The following is an 18894-nucleotide window of genomic DNA, read 5'->3' on the forward strand; positions in this document are numbered from 1 at the left end:
ATCGAGACCGGCCCGAGCCGCCTGTGCCGTGATCACGGCCGCTGTCGTGGCCGCGGGTACCGGCGCGTGCGGCGGCTCGGAGACCGGTACCGAGCAGTCGGCGCGTCCGGTCGACCTGGCCCAGCTGGACGTGGGCAACTATGCGACCGAGCCGCGCGAGCTGGGGACGGTGAAGAACCCCGAGCAGGCGCGGATGGTCGAGGCGGAGCGGCTGGCGAACTTCGTTCCCGCGCCGTCGGACATCGACCCTGCGTTCGTCCACGGGAACCCGTCCATCTCGAAGATCTTCATCGAGCCCAAGAACGCGCTCGGGCGGATCATGGACGTCTCCCGGTTCGCCGAGGCCGCACCGGATTTCGTCGCGGGATTCCTCAGCAGCGCGGGCAGCGCGCCGGACAACCGCGGCACGGACCTGGTGAACGCCGTCCTGATCTTCCCCGACGAACAGAAGGCGGCCGCGGCGGCGGCCGCGCTGGAGCGCGTCGACTTCGAGGCCAACGAGCGGAACACACCGGTGCAGATCCCGAAGTACCCAGCCGCGCACGCGCATTGGCAGCCGCAGGAGCAGTCGATCGGATCCTGGTTCGCCACCGGGAAGTTCGTCGTCTACACCTGGGTCTACGACTACCTGAAGATCTACCTGGAGAAGGTCGACCTTTCCGAACTGCTCACGTTGGTCGAGAAGAGCCTCGACACCGTGGTCACGTCGATCGGCCGGTTCACCCCCACGCCGGTCGACCAGCTGATGACGTTGCCGATCGACATGGACGGCATGCTCAATCGGGCGCTGCCACGGCCACGGGAAGACTCCTGGATCGACCCGCCGGGCGCGTACACCGGCCAGGGCGCCTTGCACTTCACCACCGACTCGGCTGAGGACCGCAGGGAGATCGAAGCGGCGGGAGTGGATCGGTTCGCGACCGACGGCACCGATCTGTTCCGCGCGCGTGACGCGGCCGCGGCCGACCGATTTCGGGAGGAGCGTGGCGGCCTCAGCAAGAAGTTCCGCGGGTCCGAATCACCGAAAGGCCTGCCCGCCGCCCAGTGCAAGGAGTACATCGGCGGCAAGACCATCGCCGTCCGGTTCTACTGCTCGGTGTCCTACGACCGCTACGTGGCCTTCGCGTGGTCGCATCAGCTGCTCGACGCGCAGCAACGAATCTCCGCCCAGTACGCGTTGTTGGTGAATGCCGCATGAGATCCATCCGCACCGTCCCGGCGGTACTCGTCTGCGTTGTCTCCGCCGCGATCCTCGCCGCCTGCGGTTCGACGCTGCCGGGCACCGCGCGGCCCGGTGAAATCGACATTCGCGAGCTGGACACCGGCAACTACCCCACCGAGCCCCCGAACGCGCACGACGACGACTATCTGCCCCAGTTCATTCACATGCACAAGGTGGCCGCGATGCGGCTGGCCGATCACGTCGCCTCCGCCTACGACGTCGATCCGCGGCTCAAATACGGCTGGTCGTCATCGAGCATCAGCAGCGGGGTCATGCCCGACGAACTCGGTCGCCCGGAGGATATGAAGCCGATCGCCCAACGGAACCGAATGATGTTCGGGTTCCACACCAACGGCTCCGATCAGAACATCAGCATGTTCGCCTCGGGATGGCCGACCAAGCCGCGGGCCAACTCGACGACGGTCAGCACGGTCGTCATGCAATTCCCGGACCCGGATCGCGCCCGGCAAGCCACGGCCGAGTTCCATGACGCCGATTTCGGCGCGTACCGCGACCGGAACGAGCCGGTCGCGCTGCCCAAGTACCCACAAGCACGCGCGCATTGGCGTCCCGGCTCGCCTTTCCTGCGCGCGGTTCTCGCGCACGGGCCTTACGTGGTGGCCTTCCTTGTGTCGGTCAACGCTCCCGAACGGGACGCCCTGATCGCGCTGGCGGAGAAGGCGTACGACACCCAGCTCCCGATGCTCGACCAGTTGCCGCCGCTGACCGAGGAACAAATGCTGCGGCTGCCCTGGGATCCGGACCATCTGCTGAGCCGCACACTGAACCCGAACAAGGTTCAGACGCCGAGTTTCGACGCGACGCAAGCCCTGCTCGGTCTGCGCGGGATGATGCATTACGCCGAAGACCGGAACTTCGCGAAAGAACGTTTCACCGCGATGGGCGCCGAGAAATTCGCAATGTCCAATGGCACACTGGTGATTCGCACATCGGGCCCGGAGGCCGCGCGCCGAGTCGCCGCGGAACGCATCACGCCGACGTTTGCGACCGGTGCGGCCGAGCCACCTCCACATCTGCCCGATTCGGCATGCGTGGAGAACAAGTCCGGACTATTCGACGACAAACGCTTCACCTGCGTTGTCGCGTACAAAGAATACGTCGGCTTCGTCGCCGGAAATCAGCTGCTCGACGCCCAGCAACGCGCGGCCGCACAGTATTCCATTTTCGCGAACAGCCGATAATGCGCGCACTTTCGGCACGACCCGAGTCCACTATGCTGCTGCGTGGCGAACGCAGTGGCCCGCGTCGAGTCAGGAGATCGTGAAAGATGGCGATGAGCCCCGGGACCATCGTCGGCGGGTACCGCATCCTGCGCGTGCTCGGCGCGGGCGGTATGGGCACCGTGTATCTGGCCAAACATCCCAGCCTGCCGAGGACCGACGCGCTGAAGGTGCTCGGCGGTGAACTCAGCCGCGACTACGAGTTTCGTACCCGGTTCGAGCGAGAGGCCAATCTCGCCGCCGGACTCGACCACCCGAATATCGTCTCGGTGTACAACCGCGGTGAAGAACACGGCCAGTTGTGGATCGCCATGCAGTACGTGGACGGCACCGACGCCGCCGCCGAACTCGCCCGCGACCCGCACGCGATGAATCCGCTTCGCGCACTGCGTATCACGACCGAGGTCGGCAAGGGCCTCGATTACGCGCACCGCAAAGGCTTGCTGCACCGCGACGTCAAACCGGCCAATTTCCTGCTCTCCTCCCCCGCGGACGGCGAAGAAGAACGCGTCCTGCTCACCGATTTCGGGGTCGCCAAATCCAACGACGACACCACCGAACTCACCCAGACCGGCAGTTTCGTCGCCACCATCGCCTACGCTCCGCCCGAGCAGCTCACCGGCAGCCCGCTCGACCACCGCGCCGACGTCTACAGCCTCGCGTGCTCGTTCTTCAAACTGCTCACCGGCCGGAACCCCTACCCGGGAACGCAACCTGCGCTGGTGATGATGGGTCACTTGCACGAGCCACCGCCGGCGGCCACCGCGGTCAACCCTGGTCTGCCCCCGGCCATCGACCACGTCTTCGCGCGCGCCATGGCGAAGAACCCGGCCGAACGCTTCAACAGCTGCCGCGAATTCACCGACGCGGCCGCGAGCGCCCTGACCCCCGGCTACAACCCGACCGCCACCAATACCTCCCCGACCTACCCGATTCAAGTTTTCGACTCCCGGCCCGCGACCGAGTCACGCGTCGCCGCCTCGCGTGCCGGCACCGCGGCGGCCTCGCCATCGCCGCGCCGCAAGCCCCTGCTCATGGCGGGCATCGGCGTCGTCATCGTCGCCCTCGCCGCGGGAATCGGCATCTGGGCGCTGAACCGGGACGAGTCCGCCCCTGCCGTCGCCGCGACGAGCAGCACGACCGCACCGAGCTCGCTGTCGCCACTGGAACAGGCGCGCGCGGACAACCCCGTGTTCCGGGGCAAGACCATCACGATGGTGGACGTACCGCGCGGCACGCAGGTCTCGATCTTCCTCGGCGGTACCCCGCAGACCAAGTTCCTGGAAGATCTCGGGTTCGTCTACAACTTGAACTACGCCGGGCAGGGCGACGAAGCGTCGCCTCGGGAACTGACGGGCACCGCGAAGCTGGAGGTCGCGCCGGACGGCTACGTGCTGGCCGTGCGCAGCGACGAAAAAGCGGGCGGAGGTGGTCTGCTCGGTCTTCCGTATCAGGTCGCCGGTACCCGCGCCACGGTGATTCCGCTGGACGATCCCGCTGCCGTCGCCGCTGTCCGGAATTGGAATCAGTCCTCCGAGCAAACGTTGCTCGACCGGCTGGTTCCGGTACTGCGCAACCGAGTGAAGTAACCGGCCGCCACTACAGCCCGGCACCGGCAGTACGTCGGCTATGTCCGGGGCACTCACCTACAAGATGCTCAGCAGCGTGCGGCGGCGCAATACGCACTGCCGGCAAACGCGCAATAGCCTTTTCTCTTCCGGTCTAACGGCTTTCGCCGCGGCCGAACCGCAATCTGCTGGTAGCGGCGGACATAGGGGTTCGGTAAGGTGTACCCAGCCAGCCCACTCGCCGATCATTACAGCAGCGAGCAGGGGGAAGGAGGGGAGCCGAGCGCTGGCGTTACAAGTCATGCAGACCCGGTCCGCGCCGTGGTCTTCCGAGCGGGCCCGCAGGTGGCCACCGAAACCACGGACGAGCCGGGCGACGACGCAGGGCACTGATCTGGTGGGGCGATGCCGAACTTTTTCCGAGTCGGATGGAACCGATCAGACCCACACCGCGTCCAACCAGATGTACAGGCCAACTGAGGCTTCCGCCGTTGGCCGAGACGGGAACCGAAAGGAGCCGAAATGGCAGGACAGCTCGAAGCGAGCGAAGAGGCGATCACGAAGTTTGTGGACAACTGCCGGCAGCGGCATCAGGATCTGCAGACCGCGATCACCGCACTGAACAACAAGTCGGACCAGACCACCGCCACCTGGAGCGGTGCGGCGCGTCAGGCGTTCGACACGTTCATGGACAGCTACTTCGCTCAGGCTCGGAAGCTGAGCGACCAGCTGGATCAGACCTCGGACAAGCTCGCCCACGCTGGACGGAAGTTCGCGGATCAGGACCAGCAGTTCGCCCAGCAGGTGGCCGCGCAGGCCTCCAGCCTGGACCTTCCCTGATTCCACAGCCGAACTACAGACGACAAGGAGCTCCCCATGGTAGCGAACGATCCCGGACGGATTGCCTCTAACTTCGGCGAGGTCGACGCGGGCGCCCAGGCCATCGTGGCCGAGGCACGCAACGTCATGTCCATGCTCGAAGACTTCCACAAGCAGGTCACCGACTTCGTGACGAACTACTGGAAGGGTGACGCGAACGACGCCTTCGCGTCGCTGCAGGCCCAGTGGAACACCAACATCACCCAGCTGAACACCACGCTGGAAAGCGCGGGCCGCCTGGTCAGCAGCGGCAACTCCGACCTGCAGGCCACCGACACCACGCTGGCGGGCCTCTTCTGAGATCCCGTCTCGGCCGATTCGAGCCCCCGGTACTCGTACCGGGGGCTCGAATCATATGAACAAGTCGGTGGTAACGCAGCACCACCCGCGTCGAATCACGGAATGACGCGCACCGAGTCGCCGAATTTCGCGCACTGGGTCTCCAACTGACCCCAACCGTCCCCGGCGTACTGGCAACCGATACTGACCTGAATTCCATACTCCAGCAGGACATGCCAGCGGACAGTCGATCCGTCACCGGGACGTTCCGAGTAAGCCAGGCCGGAACGGCCGCCGAACACGACATCGCGTTTCAGGTCGGTCAGCACCCCGGACGGGCGTTGCGCGATCTGCGCTTCCAGCTTCGCGGCGACCTGTTCATAACCCGAACCCGCGGCAAGCGGCGTCTGCACCACCGTAATGCGTTGCCGGGCAGCATCTTCCGGCGCCAAATCGATGCGTGCGCGCCCATTTTCCGGCGCCGAGGCAACGCGCCAACCTGATGGAAGCCGAAATGTGATGCGGCCGAAAGTTTCTGGCTCCACAGCCGACTGGCTGGTAGGCGGAACCACAGCACTGGTCGGCGCTGTACCCGTGCTCGGAGCGGCCGCCGTAGTATCGTCCTCGCGGTTCAGCAGGATCACCGCGGCGACCGCCACGAGGGCTACGACGACCAGGGCGGCGATCCCCGCGAGCGCGACGCCCGTCCTGCGATAACCCGGCTGTTGGGCCGCGGCACGCTCCCGGAGGGGTTGCATCCACTCGGCGTGCGAGGGCGCGACCGGTGCCACTTCTTGTCGGCTCGGCTCGGTGTGGCGGCCACGGACGAGGTCGGCGCCCGCGACCGGACGTAGCTCGACGGCGGTTCCCACGCTCTGCTCGATCGCCGCACCGAGGAGGTCGAGTTTTGCGGAATCGGCGACGCCGACCACCTGGGCAAGGTCGATCGGCCGACCATCGAGCAGCCGGTCGATGAGAGCGCGGAGCACAGCGAATTCCGGTGCATCCGCAGTGATCTCCGCGAGCGCGAGGGCAGGCTCGTACTCGCAGGACTCGATGTGGACCCCGCGATGACTTCGAATGACGGTGGAGGCGGTGGTGGTCAGCAAGCCGAACTCCAGCACCAGCGTGCGCTGGCTGTGACTGGTGCCCTCGTCCGCCGCGACCGCGCGCACCGCGATGTCCTCGAACACGACATCCTCCGTGCAGCCACGCGCCGCTTGGTCGAGCACACTCCGGCGGCTGGCGCCCCACTCGGTCGGGCAGATCAGCGTGATCCGCTCGCACGGCGTGGCGATGCGCAAGTTGTCCAGCACGCCGGCGAAGACGGCGCCCATCGCATCCACCACCGACGGGGTGCGCGGTGGCAGGGCGATGGCGTCGGCGGGCATGAACTGGACCACCGAGCCGACTTGGGTCGGCGGAGTCAGCGGCTGCCCCACGACCAGATCGAAACCGTTGCTGCCCAGCACGATCGAGGGCGGCAGGTCCCAGTGCGTGGTAGCGCCACGCGCCCAGAGGCGCGCTTCCGTGATGACCAGCTCGACGTCGGACATCAGGACAACGGCATCCACGCCGTCTGGACCAGTCCCTCGGTATTCCGGGTGACATAGGTGCCGCGTCCCGCCGGCATCGGGCTCGGACGCTTGGTGCCCATCAGCACGCCCTCGTCCTTGCTGCAGCTCAGAATCAGTCCGGCCGAACCCAGATCGCGCATCCTGGCCAACGTCGCCTCGAACATCGCCCGGCTGGCACCACCCGAGCGGCGGGCGATGATCACGTGGAAACCGAGGTCGCGGGCGTGCGGCAGGTGTTCCAGCAGCGCTTGGACCGGGTTGCCCGCGGAGGTGGCGACCAAGTCGTAGTCGTCGATGATGACGTACAGTTCCGGCCCACTCCACCAGGAGCGATCGCGCAGCTGCTGCGGCGTGACGTCCGGGCCGGGCGTGCGCTGGTTGACGTAGGCGGCGAGATCATTCATGTTCTGGGTGAATTGCGGCGCCGTCGAGCCGTAACCGGCGAGATAGCCCTCCGGCACCAGGCCGAGCATGGAGCGCCGGTAGTCGCCGAGAATGAAGCGGGCCTGGTCGGGGGTGTTGGACGCGGCGATGCCCTCGATCAGCGAGCGCAGCAGCGTCGTCTTCCCCGATTCGGTGTCGCCGATGATGATGAAGTGCGGGCTTTCGACGAAGTCGATGTAGACCGGCGCCAACTCGGACTCGTTGATACCGAACGGGATTCGCAGGCATTTGGCGTTCGGGTCGACCTGCGACGGCCAGTCGCCCGCCAGGTACAGCAGCTGCTCACGCGGCAGCTGCTCGGGCAGCATGCGGACCTGCGGGGCGGGGCGGCCCGGTGTCAGCCTGGCGATGGTGGCGACCGCGTCGCCGACCGCCTGGCCCAGGTTGTTCGGGTCGGCGCTGCCGTCGATGCGCGGTAAGCCGGTCAGCATGTGCAAGCACTCCGGCGTCATACCGCGACCCGGCCGGCCCTGCGGTACCAGCGAGGCGAACTTGCGGCCCAGGTCGGAGTCCATCGGATCGCCCAGGCGCAGTTCGATTCTGGTACCGATCTGGTCCTTGAGCGCCGGACGCGCCTCCGCCCAGCGGTTCAGCGCGATGACCACGTGCACGCCGTAGGACAGGCCTTGCACCGCGAGGTTCATGATGGTCTGCTCGAGCATCTCGAAGTCTTGGCGGATCGAGCCGAAGCCGTCGATCACCAGGAACACGTCGCCGAACGGGTCCTCGTGCGCGCCGACGGCCGCCGGGCTGCTGGACGGGTCCACCGCGCGCAGCCTGCGGAACTCCGTCATCGACTCGATGCCGAGCTGACGGAAGCGGGCTTCGCGCTGCCGGACGATGGTGGTCATCTCGGCGATCGTGCGCCGGACCTGATCCTCGTCCAAGCGGCTGGCGACCGAGCCGACGTGCGGTAGACCCTGCAGGCTCGCCAAGGTGCCACCACCGAAGTCGAGGCAGTAGAACTGCACCTGCTCGGCGGTGTGGGTCAACGACATCGCCATGATCAGGGTGCGCAGTGCGGTGGACTTGCCCGACTGCGGGCCGCCGACGACGGCGACGTTGCCGCGCGAACCGGACAGGTCGACGAACATCGCGTCGCGACGCTGATCGTAGGGGCGGTCCACGATGCCGATCGGGGCGCGCAGCGTGGCCACCGGAGAATATTCGCCGGTGATGATCGAGCGCGGGATGAGCTGGTCGAGCGTCGGAGCCTCGTCCAGCGGCGGCAGCCAGATCTCGTGCGCCGGGCGGCCGTGCCCGCGGATCCGGGAGACCAGCATGTTCAGGTTGGACAACTGCTCGCCGTCCTCGTCCTGCTCGGGCTCCAGACTGGGCTCGGGCGGCAGTGGAAGGCGGTCCGCGGCACGGAACTCGACATGCGTCGCGATGAAAGGCCGTACGCGGACGTCGATTTCGCCGGACTGGGTGGCGATGGTCATATCGCGCTGCGACCCGCCGCCGACGTAGGGACCGGAGACGTAGGACGCCTGGAAGCGCTGGATCTCACCGGAATCGGCCTTGAGGTAGCCGCCACCGGGGCTATTCGGCAAGTTGTAGGCGTCCGGGACGCCGAGTACCTGGCGGGATTCATTGGCGGAGAACGTCTTCAAGCCGATCCGGTAGGACAGGTGGCTCTCCAGGCCCTTGAGCTTGCCCTCCTCCAAGCGCTGCGAGGCGAGCAGCAGATGGACGTGCAGTGAGCGACCGAGGCGGCCGATCATGACGAACAGCTCGGCGAAATCCGGGTGCTGGGTGAGCAGCTCGGAGAACTCGTCGAGCACTACGAACAGTGCGGGCAACGGGTCCAGGTCGGCGCCCGCGGCCCTGGCCTTCTCGTACTCGGAGACGTTGGCGAAGTTACCTGCAGCGCGAAGCACTTCCTGGCGACGATTCATCTCACCGGCCAGGGCGTCCTTCATGCGGTCGACGAGATCGGCCTCTTCCTCCAGGTTGGTGATGACGGCGGCGACATGCGGCACGCCGTCGAGGCCGAGAAAGGTCGCGCCACCTTTGAAGTCGACCAGTACCAGGTTCAGCTGGTCCGGGGAGTGCGTGGCGAGCAGGCTGAGTACCAGGGTGCGCAGGAACTCCGACTTACCGGAACCGGTGGCGCCGATGCACAGACCGTGCGGGCCCATACCGTTCTCGGCGGCTTCCTTGATATCGAGTTCCACCGGAAGGCCGTCGGCGCCGACACCGAACGGAACACGCAGGCGTTCCCGGCCGTAGCGCGGCCGCCAGGCGTGCTCGGGGTTGAACGTGCCGATATCGCCGAGACCCATCAGCTGCGCCCAGGTCGAGATCACCTCGGAGCCATCGGATTCCACGTCGCTGCTGCGCTGGGTCGCCGCGCGGTAGGGCGCGAGCCTGCGCGCCACCTGCTGGGCCTGCTGCGGGCTGATCCGGTCGATCAGCGCGAAGCGCTCCTGGTTGCCGGTCGCGCCGCGGCCGACGCACTCGCCGTTCTCCACGATCATCTTGATGCCGCGGGACACCGCCAGGCGCGGCGCGTAGCCGCACAGGTCGATGATGGTGACACCCTCGTAGCCGGATTCCCGCAGCTGGTCGTCCTCGGCCTCGAGCAGGCCACCGTCGACCACGATGACGATGTGCACCATGTTCGCGTTGGCGGGCTGGTTGCGCGAGTAGCGAACCCGGTTGCCGAGCAACGGCTGCAGTCCGGCCATGGCCTCGCGGATCGAGCCGTAGACCATGCGCTGCGTGCCGATGCCGTCCTGCGCGTCCGGATGCTGGGTGTGCGGAAGCCATTTGGTCCATTCCCACTCCCGTGCGGTGTCCGGTCCGCAGACCACCGCGACGAGCACTTGGTCCGGCGCCTGGAACATGCACAGCTGCACCAACATCGCACGGGTCATGTCCCGTGCCTCGCCGCGATCGCCGTCCAGCGCGATGGTGGCGAAGCCCTTGACCGCGATAGCGGTCGGCAGGTCGGGCACGGTCGAGTGGGCCCGCACGAAGCGACGCAGCGAGACGGCCGCGATCGGCTCGAGCTCCTCGACCGGGCCGGTCTCCGGTGCGACCAGCCGGGTGGCCAAGCGCTGGCCGCCGACGCCGATGCGGGCGTGGCAGAAGTCCTTGTCCCCCGCGCGGCGTTCCCACATGCGACTGGTCCCGGCGAGCATCCAGATCAATTCCGGTTCGGGATGGCTCCATTCGACGGAAGCCCGCTGCTGGCGCGCGGTTTCGTCGACGTCCTTGCGGACCTGGTCGAGATAACGCAGGTAGTCCTTGCGATCCTCGTTGGCCTCAGCGGCTTTCTGTCCCTTGCCGCCGCCCTGGCCTGCGAACATGCCGACCATGGAGAACAGCATCATGATCGGGAACATCATGCTCATCGGGTTCGACGCGATGCCGCCGCCCTGGGTGAAGAGCAGGGCCATCATGCCGACCATGCCGATCACCATCACGACCGGCATCAACTTCATCAGCAGGTTTCCCGGTGTGACCCGGGGGATTTCGGGCGGCGGCTGCAGAGTGACCTCGCCACCGGGCGATCGAGGCATCTCGCGGCGCGCACGGCGCTGGAAGCGGACAGTGCTCATCGACGAGAATCCCCCTTCGGCACGCTGTGATTCGGCCTCAGTGTAGAGGTCACAGCCGACATGTCGTACAGTTCGACCAGCATTCTGCTGCCCGGACCGTGGGTTCGCAAGCTCGCCCCCGGCCCGCGGCGTCGCGGAATCACGAGGTAGCAGACCGAGTTGGGGGAAGCTTGACGCACGCGCGACTTGACCACATCGACGAAGACTCCTCGCGCGGTATCGTCCGCGCTCCCGACCTCGCCCGGGTGACGATTCTGGCCAAGCACACCCAGGTCGACATGGCCATCCCGGTGGATGTGCCGGTCGCGCTGGTGATTCCGAGTGTCGTCGACATGGTCGCCCAGCACAGCCGCACCAACGAGTTCGACAACGAGGGCGAGCGTTTCGAGCCGGCGGAGTGGGTGCTCGCCCGCATCGGCCACCCGCCGTTCTCCAATTCGCTCAGCCTCGGCGAGCACGGCGTCCGCGACGGCGAGCTGCTGATGCTGGAGAGCGCCTCGCACACCGCGCCGACGCCGCTGTTCGACGACATCATGTACAACGTCGCGATCGCCGACGCCGACCACTACCGCAGCTGGACCCCGCGAGTCGCGCGGATCACCGGCTCCGTGCTGGCCGCGATCACCATGATCGTCGGATGCCTCGGCTTGCTGCTGTCCCCCGGCTCGCTGCCGATCGGGGTGGGCGGCTCGGTCGCGCTGGTCGTCGCGATCCTGCTCGTGGTGGCGGCGATGGTGCTGAGCCGGATGTACGGCGACACGGGCACCGCGCTGGTACTCGGCGGCTGCGCGCTGCCTGCCGCGTTCACCGCGGGCATGCTCTACGTGCCGGATCACTACGGCTGGGCGCACATTCTGCTCGGCTCGGTTTTGACCGGCGCGACGGCGATCCTGGCCTGGCGGGTTACCGGCGTCGGCCTGGCGTTGTTCATCGGCGCGGCCACCCTCGCGGCGTACGCGGTGCCCGCGGCACTGGTCGGCCTGCTCACCGACCAGCCGGAACGTGCGATCGGGGCGGGCGCGGCGGCACTCGGGCTCGGCGGTCTCTCGCTGGCGCCGCGGGTGTCCATGCTGCTCGCGAAATTGCCGCTGCCGCCGGTCCCTTCGCCGGGCACGCCGATCGATCCGACCGAGGACGACCCGGACGATCACCGCGCGCTGCCGACCATGGACGTGCTGCGGGTGAAGTCGGAACGAGCCCGCATGTACCTCGCGGGCCTGGTCGCCGCGACCACGCTCGTCACCGCCGTCGGGGCGCTGGCGGCCACCGATCCGAAGGCCGACGACCCGTACTGGCAGGGCATCGCGCTCGCGCTGGTCTGCGCGGCGGTGCTGATGTTCCGCAGTCGCACCTACGCGGGCGCGGAGCAAGCCGTCGTGCTCATCTCGGGCGGCTCGGCAATCGCGCTGCTCATGCTGGTCGGCGCCGGATTCGCGATGGACCAGCCGCTGGCGGTGTTCGGCGCGGCGATGGTCGCGCTGGTCGCGGCGCTGATCCTCGGCATCATCATCCCGAACCAGTCGGCCACACCACCGATGCGCCGCGGCGTCGAACTGCTCGAGTACGCGTTCGTGGCGGCCGTGCTGCCCCTGGTGTTCTGGGTCACCGACCTCTACTCCCTCGTCCGCGGGCTGTGAACCGCGTACTTCGCACCGGCGCGGCCGCGGCGGTGCTGTCGCTGAGCGTGTCGTTCGGAGTGGGCGCGGGCCAAGGCATCGCCTACGCCGATCGACCGCCGCCGGTCGATCCCGGCCAACTGCCGTCGGGTGATCCGGCTCGTCCGTTGGACAAAACCGAGCGCCCCGCCAACGCGCCGTGCTACTCCACCCAGCAGGGCGGCGACGGCCCTGCCGTTCCCATTCCCCAGCGATCGCTCAATCTGCCGCACGCGTGGGAGTTCTCCCGCGGCGAAGGCCAGCTCATCGCGGTGATCGACACGGGGGTCGCCACGCACCCGCGCCTGCCCGATCTGGAAGCGGGAGGCGATTACGTCGCGGACGGTGGCGACGGGATCAGCGAGGACTGCGACGCCCACGGCACGGTGGTCGCGGGCATCATCGCCGCGAAACCGGCAGCAGGGCAAGGTTTCTCCGGCGTCGCACCGGAGGCTCGGATTCTGTCGATCCGCCAGACCAGCGCGTTGTACGAAGTCCCTGGTCAACAGGACAAGAGACCGGAGGACCCGCCGAAGGGCTATGGCAGGATCGAAGCGCTCGCCTCCGCCATCCGGCGCGCCGCCGACCGGCGCGCTTCGGTCATCAACATCTCACTCGTCTCCTGTGTGCCCAGCGGCCAGAGCTTCAGTGACGGCCCGGTCGGCGCGGCCGTGCGTTACGCAACACTGGAAATGGACGCCGTCGTCGTGGTGGCGGCGGGCAATACCGATGGGAAGTGCAAGCCGAGCAACCCTGGCATCGACCCGCTGAAGCCGGACGGCGATCCGTGGAACAACGTGACCACCAATGTCACCCCCGCACGCTACGACGACTACGTCCTGACGGTCGGATCGATCGACCAGAACGGCGCACCGTCGAGTTTCACCGTGCCGGGACCATGGGTCGGCGTGGCGGCGCCCGGCGAGGACATCGTCTCGCTCGATCCGCGCGGAAACGGCACCATCACCGGGAAATACGAGGGCCAGAACCTCGCACCGCTCAAGGGCACCAGCTTCGCGGCGCCCTATGTTTCCGGGGTGGTCGCGTTGGTCCGCGCCCGCTTTCCCGAGCTCAGCGCGCTCGACGTCATCAAGCGTATCCAGGCCACCGCGCACGCCCCGGCCGAAGGCTGGAACCCGTACGTGGGCTATGGCGCGATCGACCCGATCGCCGCGCTGACAGCGGAAGTGCCGAAAACACTTCCACCCAAGCGACCGGCGGCGCCTGTGAGTGTGCAACTGCGGGTTCCCATGGCACCGCCGCCGCCGGACCACCGCGCCCGCAACGTGGCGTTGATCGGCAGCGGCAGCGTGGCGGCACTGCTCATCCTGGGCATGCTCGCCTCGTTCCCGATCCGCCGCCGATTCGGCGTCAGCGAGGACGAGTGAGAATTCCGTCGCCGTTCCCGATCCGGGGCCGAACGGTGTGAGCCCGACCGGGCACCGTGCTCGGTCGAACAGCACACCGACGACAGGTAGCGTGCACGTGTTGCACTGCGGTAACTGAATACCGCATCAGATCGACACAGGTAGCTGCCATGTCCCACGTAACGTCCGAATCCGATCCCATGGCCCAGAGCAAAGCCGACGTGGAAACGTCCGCCGGCCCGCCCACGATCACCCGCAGGCAGGCATGGGAACGCGCGACGAATGCGCCGATGATCATGCTGGCGGTGTGCTTCGTCGGCATCTACGCCTGGTACGTGCTCGACACCGGCGCGTCACAGGAACTGGATGCCTGGCTCACGCGTGCCGACGTGGCGATCTGGGTGGTTTTCGCGGCAGACTTCGCGATCCGGCTGTGGTTGTCCACGAATCGCTGGCGCTTCGTCCGCACCCATCCGGTGGAGTTGCTGATCGTGCTGCTGCCGCCGTTCCGCCCGGTGCGACTGGTCCGGGCGGCGCTGCTGCTGGTCGACACGGTGAACCGGAGAACAGAGACCCGCGCCCGCATGGCGGTGTTCGTCGGCACCAGCTCGGTGCTCGTGATCCTGCTGTGTAGCCTGGCATTCTTCGATGCCGAATACGGTGTCCAAGACAGCAAGATCGATAGCTTCGGTGACGCGCTGTGGTGGGCGATGGTGTCGGTGACGACCGTCGGCTACGGGGACGTCTATCCGGTGACGACCGAGGGTCGCTTCGTCTCGCTGATCCTGATGACCTTCGGCATCGGCTTGATCAGCTTCGCCATCGGCACCACCACGAGCTGGGTGATGGACCAGCTGAGGTCCGTCGAGAGGTCCGCCGAGCGTGCCGATATCGAGCTCGGCCTACTGGCGGAGGAGATCCGCGCCCTGCGCGCCGAGGTCGCCGCACTCACCACGCCGACCCCCGACAACCCGGCGTAGGACGAAACCCCTCGGTACCGCTGGCGGATCACCGATCTCGGGCAGTTGGCCGATCACTACTTCGCCGAGGCGACCGGCTGCTTGGCGGGTGCGGAATCCGGCGCGACACCGTCGTGCGCAACCATGGCGGCGTCCCGGCCCATGGTCGGGCCGCTGGCGAGCAGCCCGACGATCGGCCACGGCGCCGGTTCCGGCGTGACGCCGGACTCCTTGTCCATGCCGAGCGCCTTCGCGGCCTCGAGGTCCTTGATGCCGAAGCGAACACCGGTGTCGGCGATGTAGAACATGCTGTCCTTGCGCCGGCTGTCCGGTTCGATGCCGGTGGTCTGGACGAAGGCGCCCGAACCCGGCGGGAAGTACACCGAGTCGACGTTGTCGCCCTTACCGTCGGCCTGCGCGAGCGGAACCAGCTTGGCGCCACTGGACATCGGCAGATCGCTCCCGTCGATGAACGACAGTTCCGCCCGCACGGCGACGTCGGTATTGCTCGCGACTCCCGGAATCGGCTTCCACGACATGCAGCTCACCGGGCGCGCCTTGGGCTGGATGATCGTCGGCGCGGTCTCGGGGTAGGTGTCGACGTTCAGTGCCCGCGACTCCGGCGCGTTGGTCTTGTCGAAAGATTCGATGGCGGTGCCGTGGTCGGGGTTGCGCTGCGAGCCACGGATCACTTCGGCGGTGAACGGACTGACGGCCTGCAGACCGTCGTGCAGCAGGACGTAATTCTGATTGGCTTTGCCATCGAGCTGGACGACTGTGCCGATCTTCAAGCCGTTGATCGAATACCCGGACGGTTGCCCGCCTGGATCGGTGATCTTCGGCGGGATAATCGGATCGACCTCGGGAATCGCGTTGAGCAGGCCCTCGCTGATCGGCCGCGGGGTCATCCCCCGAATGTTCAGCGGTCCGGTAACGAACGGGTCGTTCATGTCGACACGAGCGCGCGTCTTGTTCCAGACCAGGTAGGCCGCGTCCTTGCCCTTCACCAGCAGCGCTTTGTCCTTGCCCATCGGCGCGGCCTTGTCGCCCAGTTCCAGATCACCGATCAGCACGGAGCTGCTGCGGTCGTCGCTGCCGTCGGTCTTCAACGAGTCGCACACCGTCCAGACCCGCCCCTTGCCCTCCTTGTCGAAGTGCAGCGAGCCGGGAGCGCCTGGGATGCCGATCAATTGGCCGCGCGGCTTCTTGCCGAGCTCCGATTCCTTCACGATCGCCGGCTTGGCCGCCTCGCCCGCGGCCAGGCGCGCGGAGGCCAGGTTGAGCGCCGGGTGCACCACGTCGTCGAGCACCACGTAGACCGCGCCGGAATCCTTGCCGATCAGGATCTTGTTGTCGCCGATCTTGTCCTGTGGACGCAGCAACGCCAGCACGCCACAGCCCGCGAGCACGACGCACGCCAGGATCAGACCGGCCGCGTACGCGCGGGACTGGGAACGCATGGGGTCGTGCAGCATTCGCACGTCCCGGCGCACCAAGGCGTGCTCCATCCGCCGGACCAGAAAGCGGTAGCCGCTCACCTGCCAGCGTGTAGTGGGTTTTGAAGGCATTATTCCTCCCCCGAACAGTGCTCGCGTTCGCCGAACACAGTACAGTTCCCGAGGACTCTTGTTCAGCTCGGCCACGACAAACCGGCCGACACCGGGTACATGGGGGACGATGATGGCGGAACCGGCCGGCGCGGGACCACGACCGCTGCTCGGGCGCGTCTCGATGCAGAATCTGCTGATCGCACAGATCGTCGGGGTGATCGCCGGAGTGATCGCGCTGATCGCCGGGCTGCCCGGACTGCCTGCGCTCGGCGTGGCGGTGGTCGCGACACTGATCCCGCTCATCCCCGTCGCCAAACGTACCGTGCTGGACTGGATCACCACCTGGTGGCGCTATCGAACCCACCGGGAGTACGAGATCGGCGACACGATCGACTATCGCGGCACGGACGGACGTTCGCTCGGCCTGTTCTGGGACGGCAGCCGTGTGGTGACGGTGGTCGAGGTGCTGCCCCCGCCGGGCGGCCTGACCAGGATCGGCCGCACCACGGTGCACGCCTCGCACCTGCTTCCACTGTCGGAGCTGGCGAAATGCCTGAACCAGCACGACATCCTGCTCAGCGGCATCGACATCATCAGCCACGGGCACCGCAGCCGCTCCGGCACGCCCGCGGGCCCGATCTACGAATCGTTGCTCGGTCCGCTGCCCGCCACCGCACACCGCACGGTATGGCTGGCGATCAGCTTCGACGCGGTGGCCTGCCCGGAGGCGGCGGCCCGGCGCGGCGGCGGGTCCGAGGGCGCCTCGCGTGCGGTCACCATCGCCACCCAGCGCATCATGCGCACGCTCGAGGACGCCGGCTGCAACGCCCGCATCCTGACCGCGCCGGAGATCCGCAAGGCGGTCTTGCAGATCACGAGCGGCTACGACCCGCGCAGCCTGGAACACCGCTGGCGCTACGCCGAAATCGGCAACAACGTGAACATCGGCAGCGGCGTCGACCCCAAGCGCCTCAGCTCCGACCTGCTCGCCCAGCTGTGGGTGGCGCCGTCGCGCGGCACCACGGTGGCGGTGCGGCTGCGCCCCGGCAATTCGGCCGAGTCGGTGAGCATCGGCGCCGCATGGCGCCTGACGACGCGGGAACTGCCGGAGCGGACCGAGTTGCCGGGCATGGTCTCGATGAACGGACGCCACCGCGACGGACTGCTCGCCCATCTGCCGATCGCCATCCCCGATCTGGACGACACCGTTCCGATGATCGAGTACCCCATCGACGTGCTCGACGTGCTGCACCTGCCTTCCTCCGGCTGCGGCCAGCTGATCGGCTCGGACGACGAGGGAAACGGCGTCGCGGTCCGCATCGTCGGCGCGGGCATCTCGACGGTGTACGTCGCGGGCGAGCTGTACTTGGCGCAGCAGCTGGTGTTCCGGGCACTCGCGGTCGGCGAACGGATCCTGGTCCGTACCGACCGGGCGCAGGCATGGGAGAACCTGGTCACGACGATCGGCAATCCGGAGCGGCTGACCATCGCGGTCGAAACCCACCAATCCGATGCGGGATTCACCGCCACGGTGGTGGACGGCGTGCTGGCACCGGCGCCGCACGCCGGCGTCACCACCATCTATGTCACGGGTGATCCGATGGGCTGGCCCGCCACCCGACCCGACCTGGCCATCCAGCAACCCGGCGCGATCGGCAACCACGTGATCCTGCGTACCGGCACCGCGCAGGTCGACCTGACCCTGGTGTCGATCCCGCGCGAGGCCACCTACATCGGGCAGCCGCGCGGCCGCCGCGCCGTGCCGGCCGGGTAGCGCTAGCCGGGATACGGGTCCGCGGCCCGCGCCGCGCGCAAAGTGCGAGCCCACCAAGCCAATTGGCGCAGCATTCTTTCGGCGGCGTCGATCGCGGCGCCGTCGCGGGTCTCGCCCGCGTCGTCGAATCGCTTCTTGGCCTGATGGAAACTGACCGTCTCGCGAACCGAGACCATGTGGATCTCCGCGACGACCTGACGCAGCTGCTCCACCGCGCGTAACCCGCCCGAAAGGCCGCCATAGGAGACGAAAGCGATGGGCTTGGCGCGCCATTCGTGTTTGGCGGTATCGAAGGCGGTTTTCAGCGAGGCCGGGTAGCCGTGGTTGTACTCGGAGGTGACCACCACGAAGGCGTCAGCCGCGCGCAGTCGAGTACGGTAGGCCACGGTCTGCTCGGTCTCGGTGAGGTCGACCGGCAGCGGAGTGTGCGCGAGATCGATGACGCCCGTGTCGAATTCGGCATGGGCGCGGAGCGTACGCAGAAACCATTCGGCGACCACCGGAGCGAACCGCTCCGGGCGCACGCTGGCCACGATGACCTCGAGCCGCAACGGGGTGTCCACCGCGCGAGCCTAACCCCGGAGTGCCCGGCCATGGCCACCGGCGCGCTCGGTCGGCCTCGCCGAACGCGGCTTCCCGTGTTCGGCGGGCCGACACGGGCACGAACCCGACGCATGCCCTATGTTCGACGGCGACCATACCCGTTGCGACGATCCATTGGCCCACTTATGTTTTCGAGCGAATCGAGTCCGAGCATCGCCCGTTCGCGACCCGGATCGAGGGCCGACGAAAACGCAGCGCCGCGTGCGCTGC

13 protein-coding genes and 1 pseudogene are annotated in these 18894 nt (G+C 67.5%); 10 read left to right on the plus strand and 4 right to left on the minus strand.

Annotated features, from left to right (window positions below; translation table 11 throughout):
* Positions 1 to 28 precede the first annotated feature (28 nt).
* The 6 genes and pseudogenes from ACWPXK_RS01460 (at position 29) to ACWPXK_RS01485 (ending at position 5210) form a co-directional block, all read left to right on the plus strand.
* On the plus strand, positions 29 to 1198 hold the full coding sequence (locus tag ACWPXK_RS01460; RefSeq protein WP_454194210.1) for a DUF7373 family lipoprotein: 1170 nt from the start codon (positions 29 to 31) through the stop codon (positions 1196 to 1198).
* A complete protein-coding gene (locus ACWPXK_RS01465) occupies positions 1195 to 2424 on the plus strand; it encodes a DUF7373 family lipoprotein (protein ID WP_454194211.1) in 1230 nt (409 codons plus the stop codon). Before ACWPXK_RS01460 ends, ACWPXK_RS01465 begins: the two co-directional genes overlap by 4 nt.
* Positions 2425 to 2516: 92 nt before the next feature.
* Positions 2517 to 4052 carry a serine/threonine-protein kinase gene (locus ACWPXK_RS01470; RefSeq protein WP_454194212.1) on the plus strand — a complete coding sequence of 512 codons (1536 nt, stop codon included), beginning with the start codon at positions 2517 to 2519 and terminating at the stop codon, positions 4050 to 4052.
* A 30-nt stretch (positions 4053 to 4082) separates the two neighbouring features.
* Positions 4083 to 4169 (plus strand): annotated as a pseudogene (locus ACWPXK_RS01475) (DUF7373 family lipoprotein); the annotation flags it as partial.
* A 384-nt stretch (positions 4170 to 4553) separates the two neighbouring features.
* Entirely contained in the window at positions 4554 to 4871 is a 318-nt protein-coding gene (locus tag ACWPXK_RS01480; RefSeq protein WP_040774529.1) for a WXG100 family type VII secretion target, read from the plus strand.
* Positions 4872 to 4907: 36 nt separating this feature from the next.
* Positions 4908 to 5210: a WXG100 family type VII secretion target gene (locus tag ACWPXK_RS01485; RefSeq protein WP_195128951.1), complete on the plus strand. Its 303-nt coding sequence runs from the start codon at positions 4908 to 4910 to the stop codon at positions 5208 to 5210.
* Between the two features lie 95 nt (positions 5211 to 5305).
* On the opposite strand, the gene ACWPXK_RS01490 is transcribed toward ACWPXK_RS01485, so the two are convergent.
* Entirely contained in the window at positions 5306 to 6745 is a 1440-nt protein-coding gene (locus ACWPXK_RS01490) for a type VII secretion-associated protein (protein WP_454194213.1), read from the minus strand.
* Positions 6745 to 10776 carry a type VII secretion protein EccCa gene (gene eccCa, locus ACWPXK_RS01495; RefSeq protein ID WP_454194214.1) on the minus strand — a complete coding sequence of 1344 codons (4032 nt, stop codon included), beginning with the start codon at positions 10774 to 10776 and terminating at the stop codon, positions 6745 to 6747. The genes ACWPXK_RS01490 and eccCa overlap by 1 nt, the downstream gene beginning before the upstream one ends.
* Before the next feature lie 170 nt (positions 10777 to 10946).
* On the opposite strand from eccCa, the gene eccD reads away from it, so the two are divergent.
* From eccD to ACWPXK_RS01510, 3 genes are all read left to right on the plus strand, one after another.
* Positions 10947 to 12413, plus strand: coding sequence for a type VII secretion integral membrane protein EccD (gene eccD, locus ACWPXK_RS01500; RefSeq protein WP_454194215.1), 1467 nt, complete (start codon positions 10947 to 10949; stop codon positions 12411 to 12413).
* A complete protein-coding gene (mycP, locus tag ACWPXK_RS01505) occupies positions 12410 to 13819 on the plus strand; it encodes a type VII secretion-associated serine protease mycosin (protein ID WP_454194216.1) in 1410 nt (469 codons plus the stop codon). The genes eccD and mycP overlap by 4 nt, the downstream gene beginning before the upstream one ends.
* Positions 13820 to 13968: 149 nt before the next feature.
* Positions 13969 to 14778: a potassium channel family protein gene (locus ACWPXK_RS01510; RefSeq protein WP_454194217.1), complete on the plus strand. Its 810-nt coding sequence runs from the start codon at positions 13969 to 13971 to the stop codon at positions 14776 to 14778.
* 56 nt (positions 14779 to 14834) lie between these two features.
* On the opposite strand, the gene eccB is transcribed toward ACWPXK_RS01510, so the two are convergent.
* On the minus strand, positions 14835 to 16325 hold the full coding sequence (gene eccB, locus ACWPXK_RS01515) for a type VII secretion protein EccB (RefSeq protein WP_454194218.1): 1491 nt from the start codon (positions 16323 to 16325) through the stop codon (positions 14835 to 14837).
* 112 nt (positions 16326 to 16437) lie between these two features.
* On the opposite strand from eccB, the gene eccE reads away from it, so the two are divergent.
* The gene (eccE, locus tag ACWPXK_RS01520; protein WP_454194219.1) at positions 16438 to 18081 is read left to right on the plus strand and encodes a type VII secretion protein EccE; all 1644 of its coding nucleotides are present in this window, start codon (positions 16438 to 16440) and stop codon (positions 18079 to 18081) included.
* Between the two features lie 2 nt (positions 18082 to 18083).
* On the opposite strand, the gene ACWPXK_RS01525 is transcribed toward eccE, so the two are convergent.
* Entirely contained in the window at positions 18084 to 18644 is a 561-nt protein-coding gene (locus ACWPXK_RS01525) for an NADPH-dependent FMN reductase (protein ID WP_454194220.1), read from the minus strand.
* Positions 18645 to 18894 lie beyond the last annotated feature (250 nt).

It is taken from the genome of Nocardia sp. Marseille-Q1738 (assembly GCF_965283145.1).

Excerpts from the sequence above, each read along its gene's own strand:
- ACWPXK_RS01465 (WP_454194211.1), top strand. The coding sequence starts at position 1,195 with ATGAGATCCATCCGCACCGTCCCGGCGGTACTCGTCTGCGTTGTCTCC.
- ACWPXK_RS01470 (WP_454194212.1), top strand. The coding sequence starts at position 2,517 with ATGAGCCCCGGGACCATCGTCGGCGGGTACCGCATCCTGCGCGTGCTC.
- ACWPXK_RS01480 (WP_040774529.1), top strand. The coding sequence starts at position 4,554 with ATGGCAGGACAGCTCGAAGCGAGCGAAGAGGCGATCACGAAGTTTGTG.
- ACWPXK_RS01485 (WP_195128951.1), top strand. The coding sequence starts at position 4,908 with ATGGTAGCGAACGATCCCGGACGGATTGCCTCTAACTTCGGCGAGGTC.
- ACWPXK_RS01490 (WP_454194213.1), bottom strand. The coding sequence starts at position 6,745 with ATGTCCGACGTCGAGCTGGTCATCACGGAAGCGCGCCTCTGGGCGCGT.
- eccCa (WP_454194214.1), bottom strand. The coding sequence starts at position 10,776 with ATGAGCACTGTCCGCTTCCAGCGCCGTGCGCGCCGCGAGATGCCTCGA.
- ACWPXK_RS01510 (WP_454194217.1), top strand. The coding sequence starts at position 13,969 with ATGTCCCACGTAACGTCCGAATCCGATCCCATGGCCCAGAGCAAAGCC.
- eccB (WP_454194218.1), bottom strand. The coding sequence starts at position 16,325 with ATGCCTTCAAAACCCACTACACGCTGGCAGGTGAGCGGCTACCGCTTT.
- eccE (WP_454194219.1), top strand. The coding sequence starts at position 16,438 with ATGGCGGAACCGGCCGGCGCGGGACCACGACCGCTGCTCGGGCGCGTC.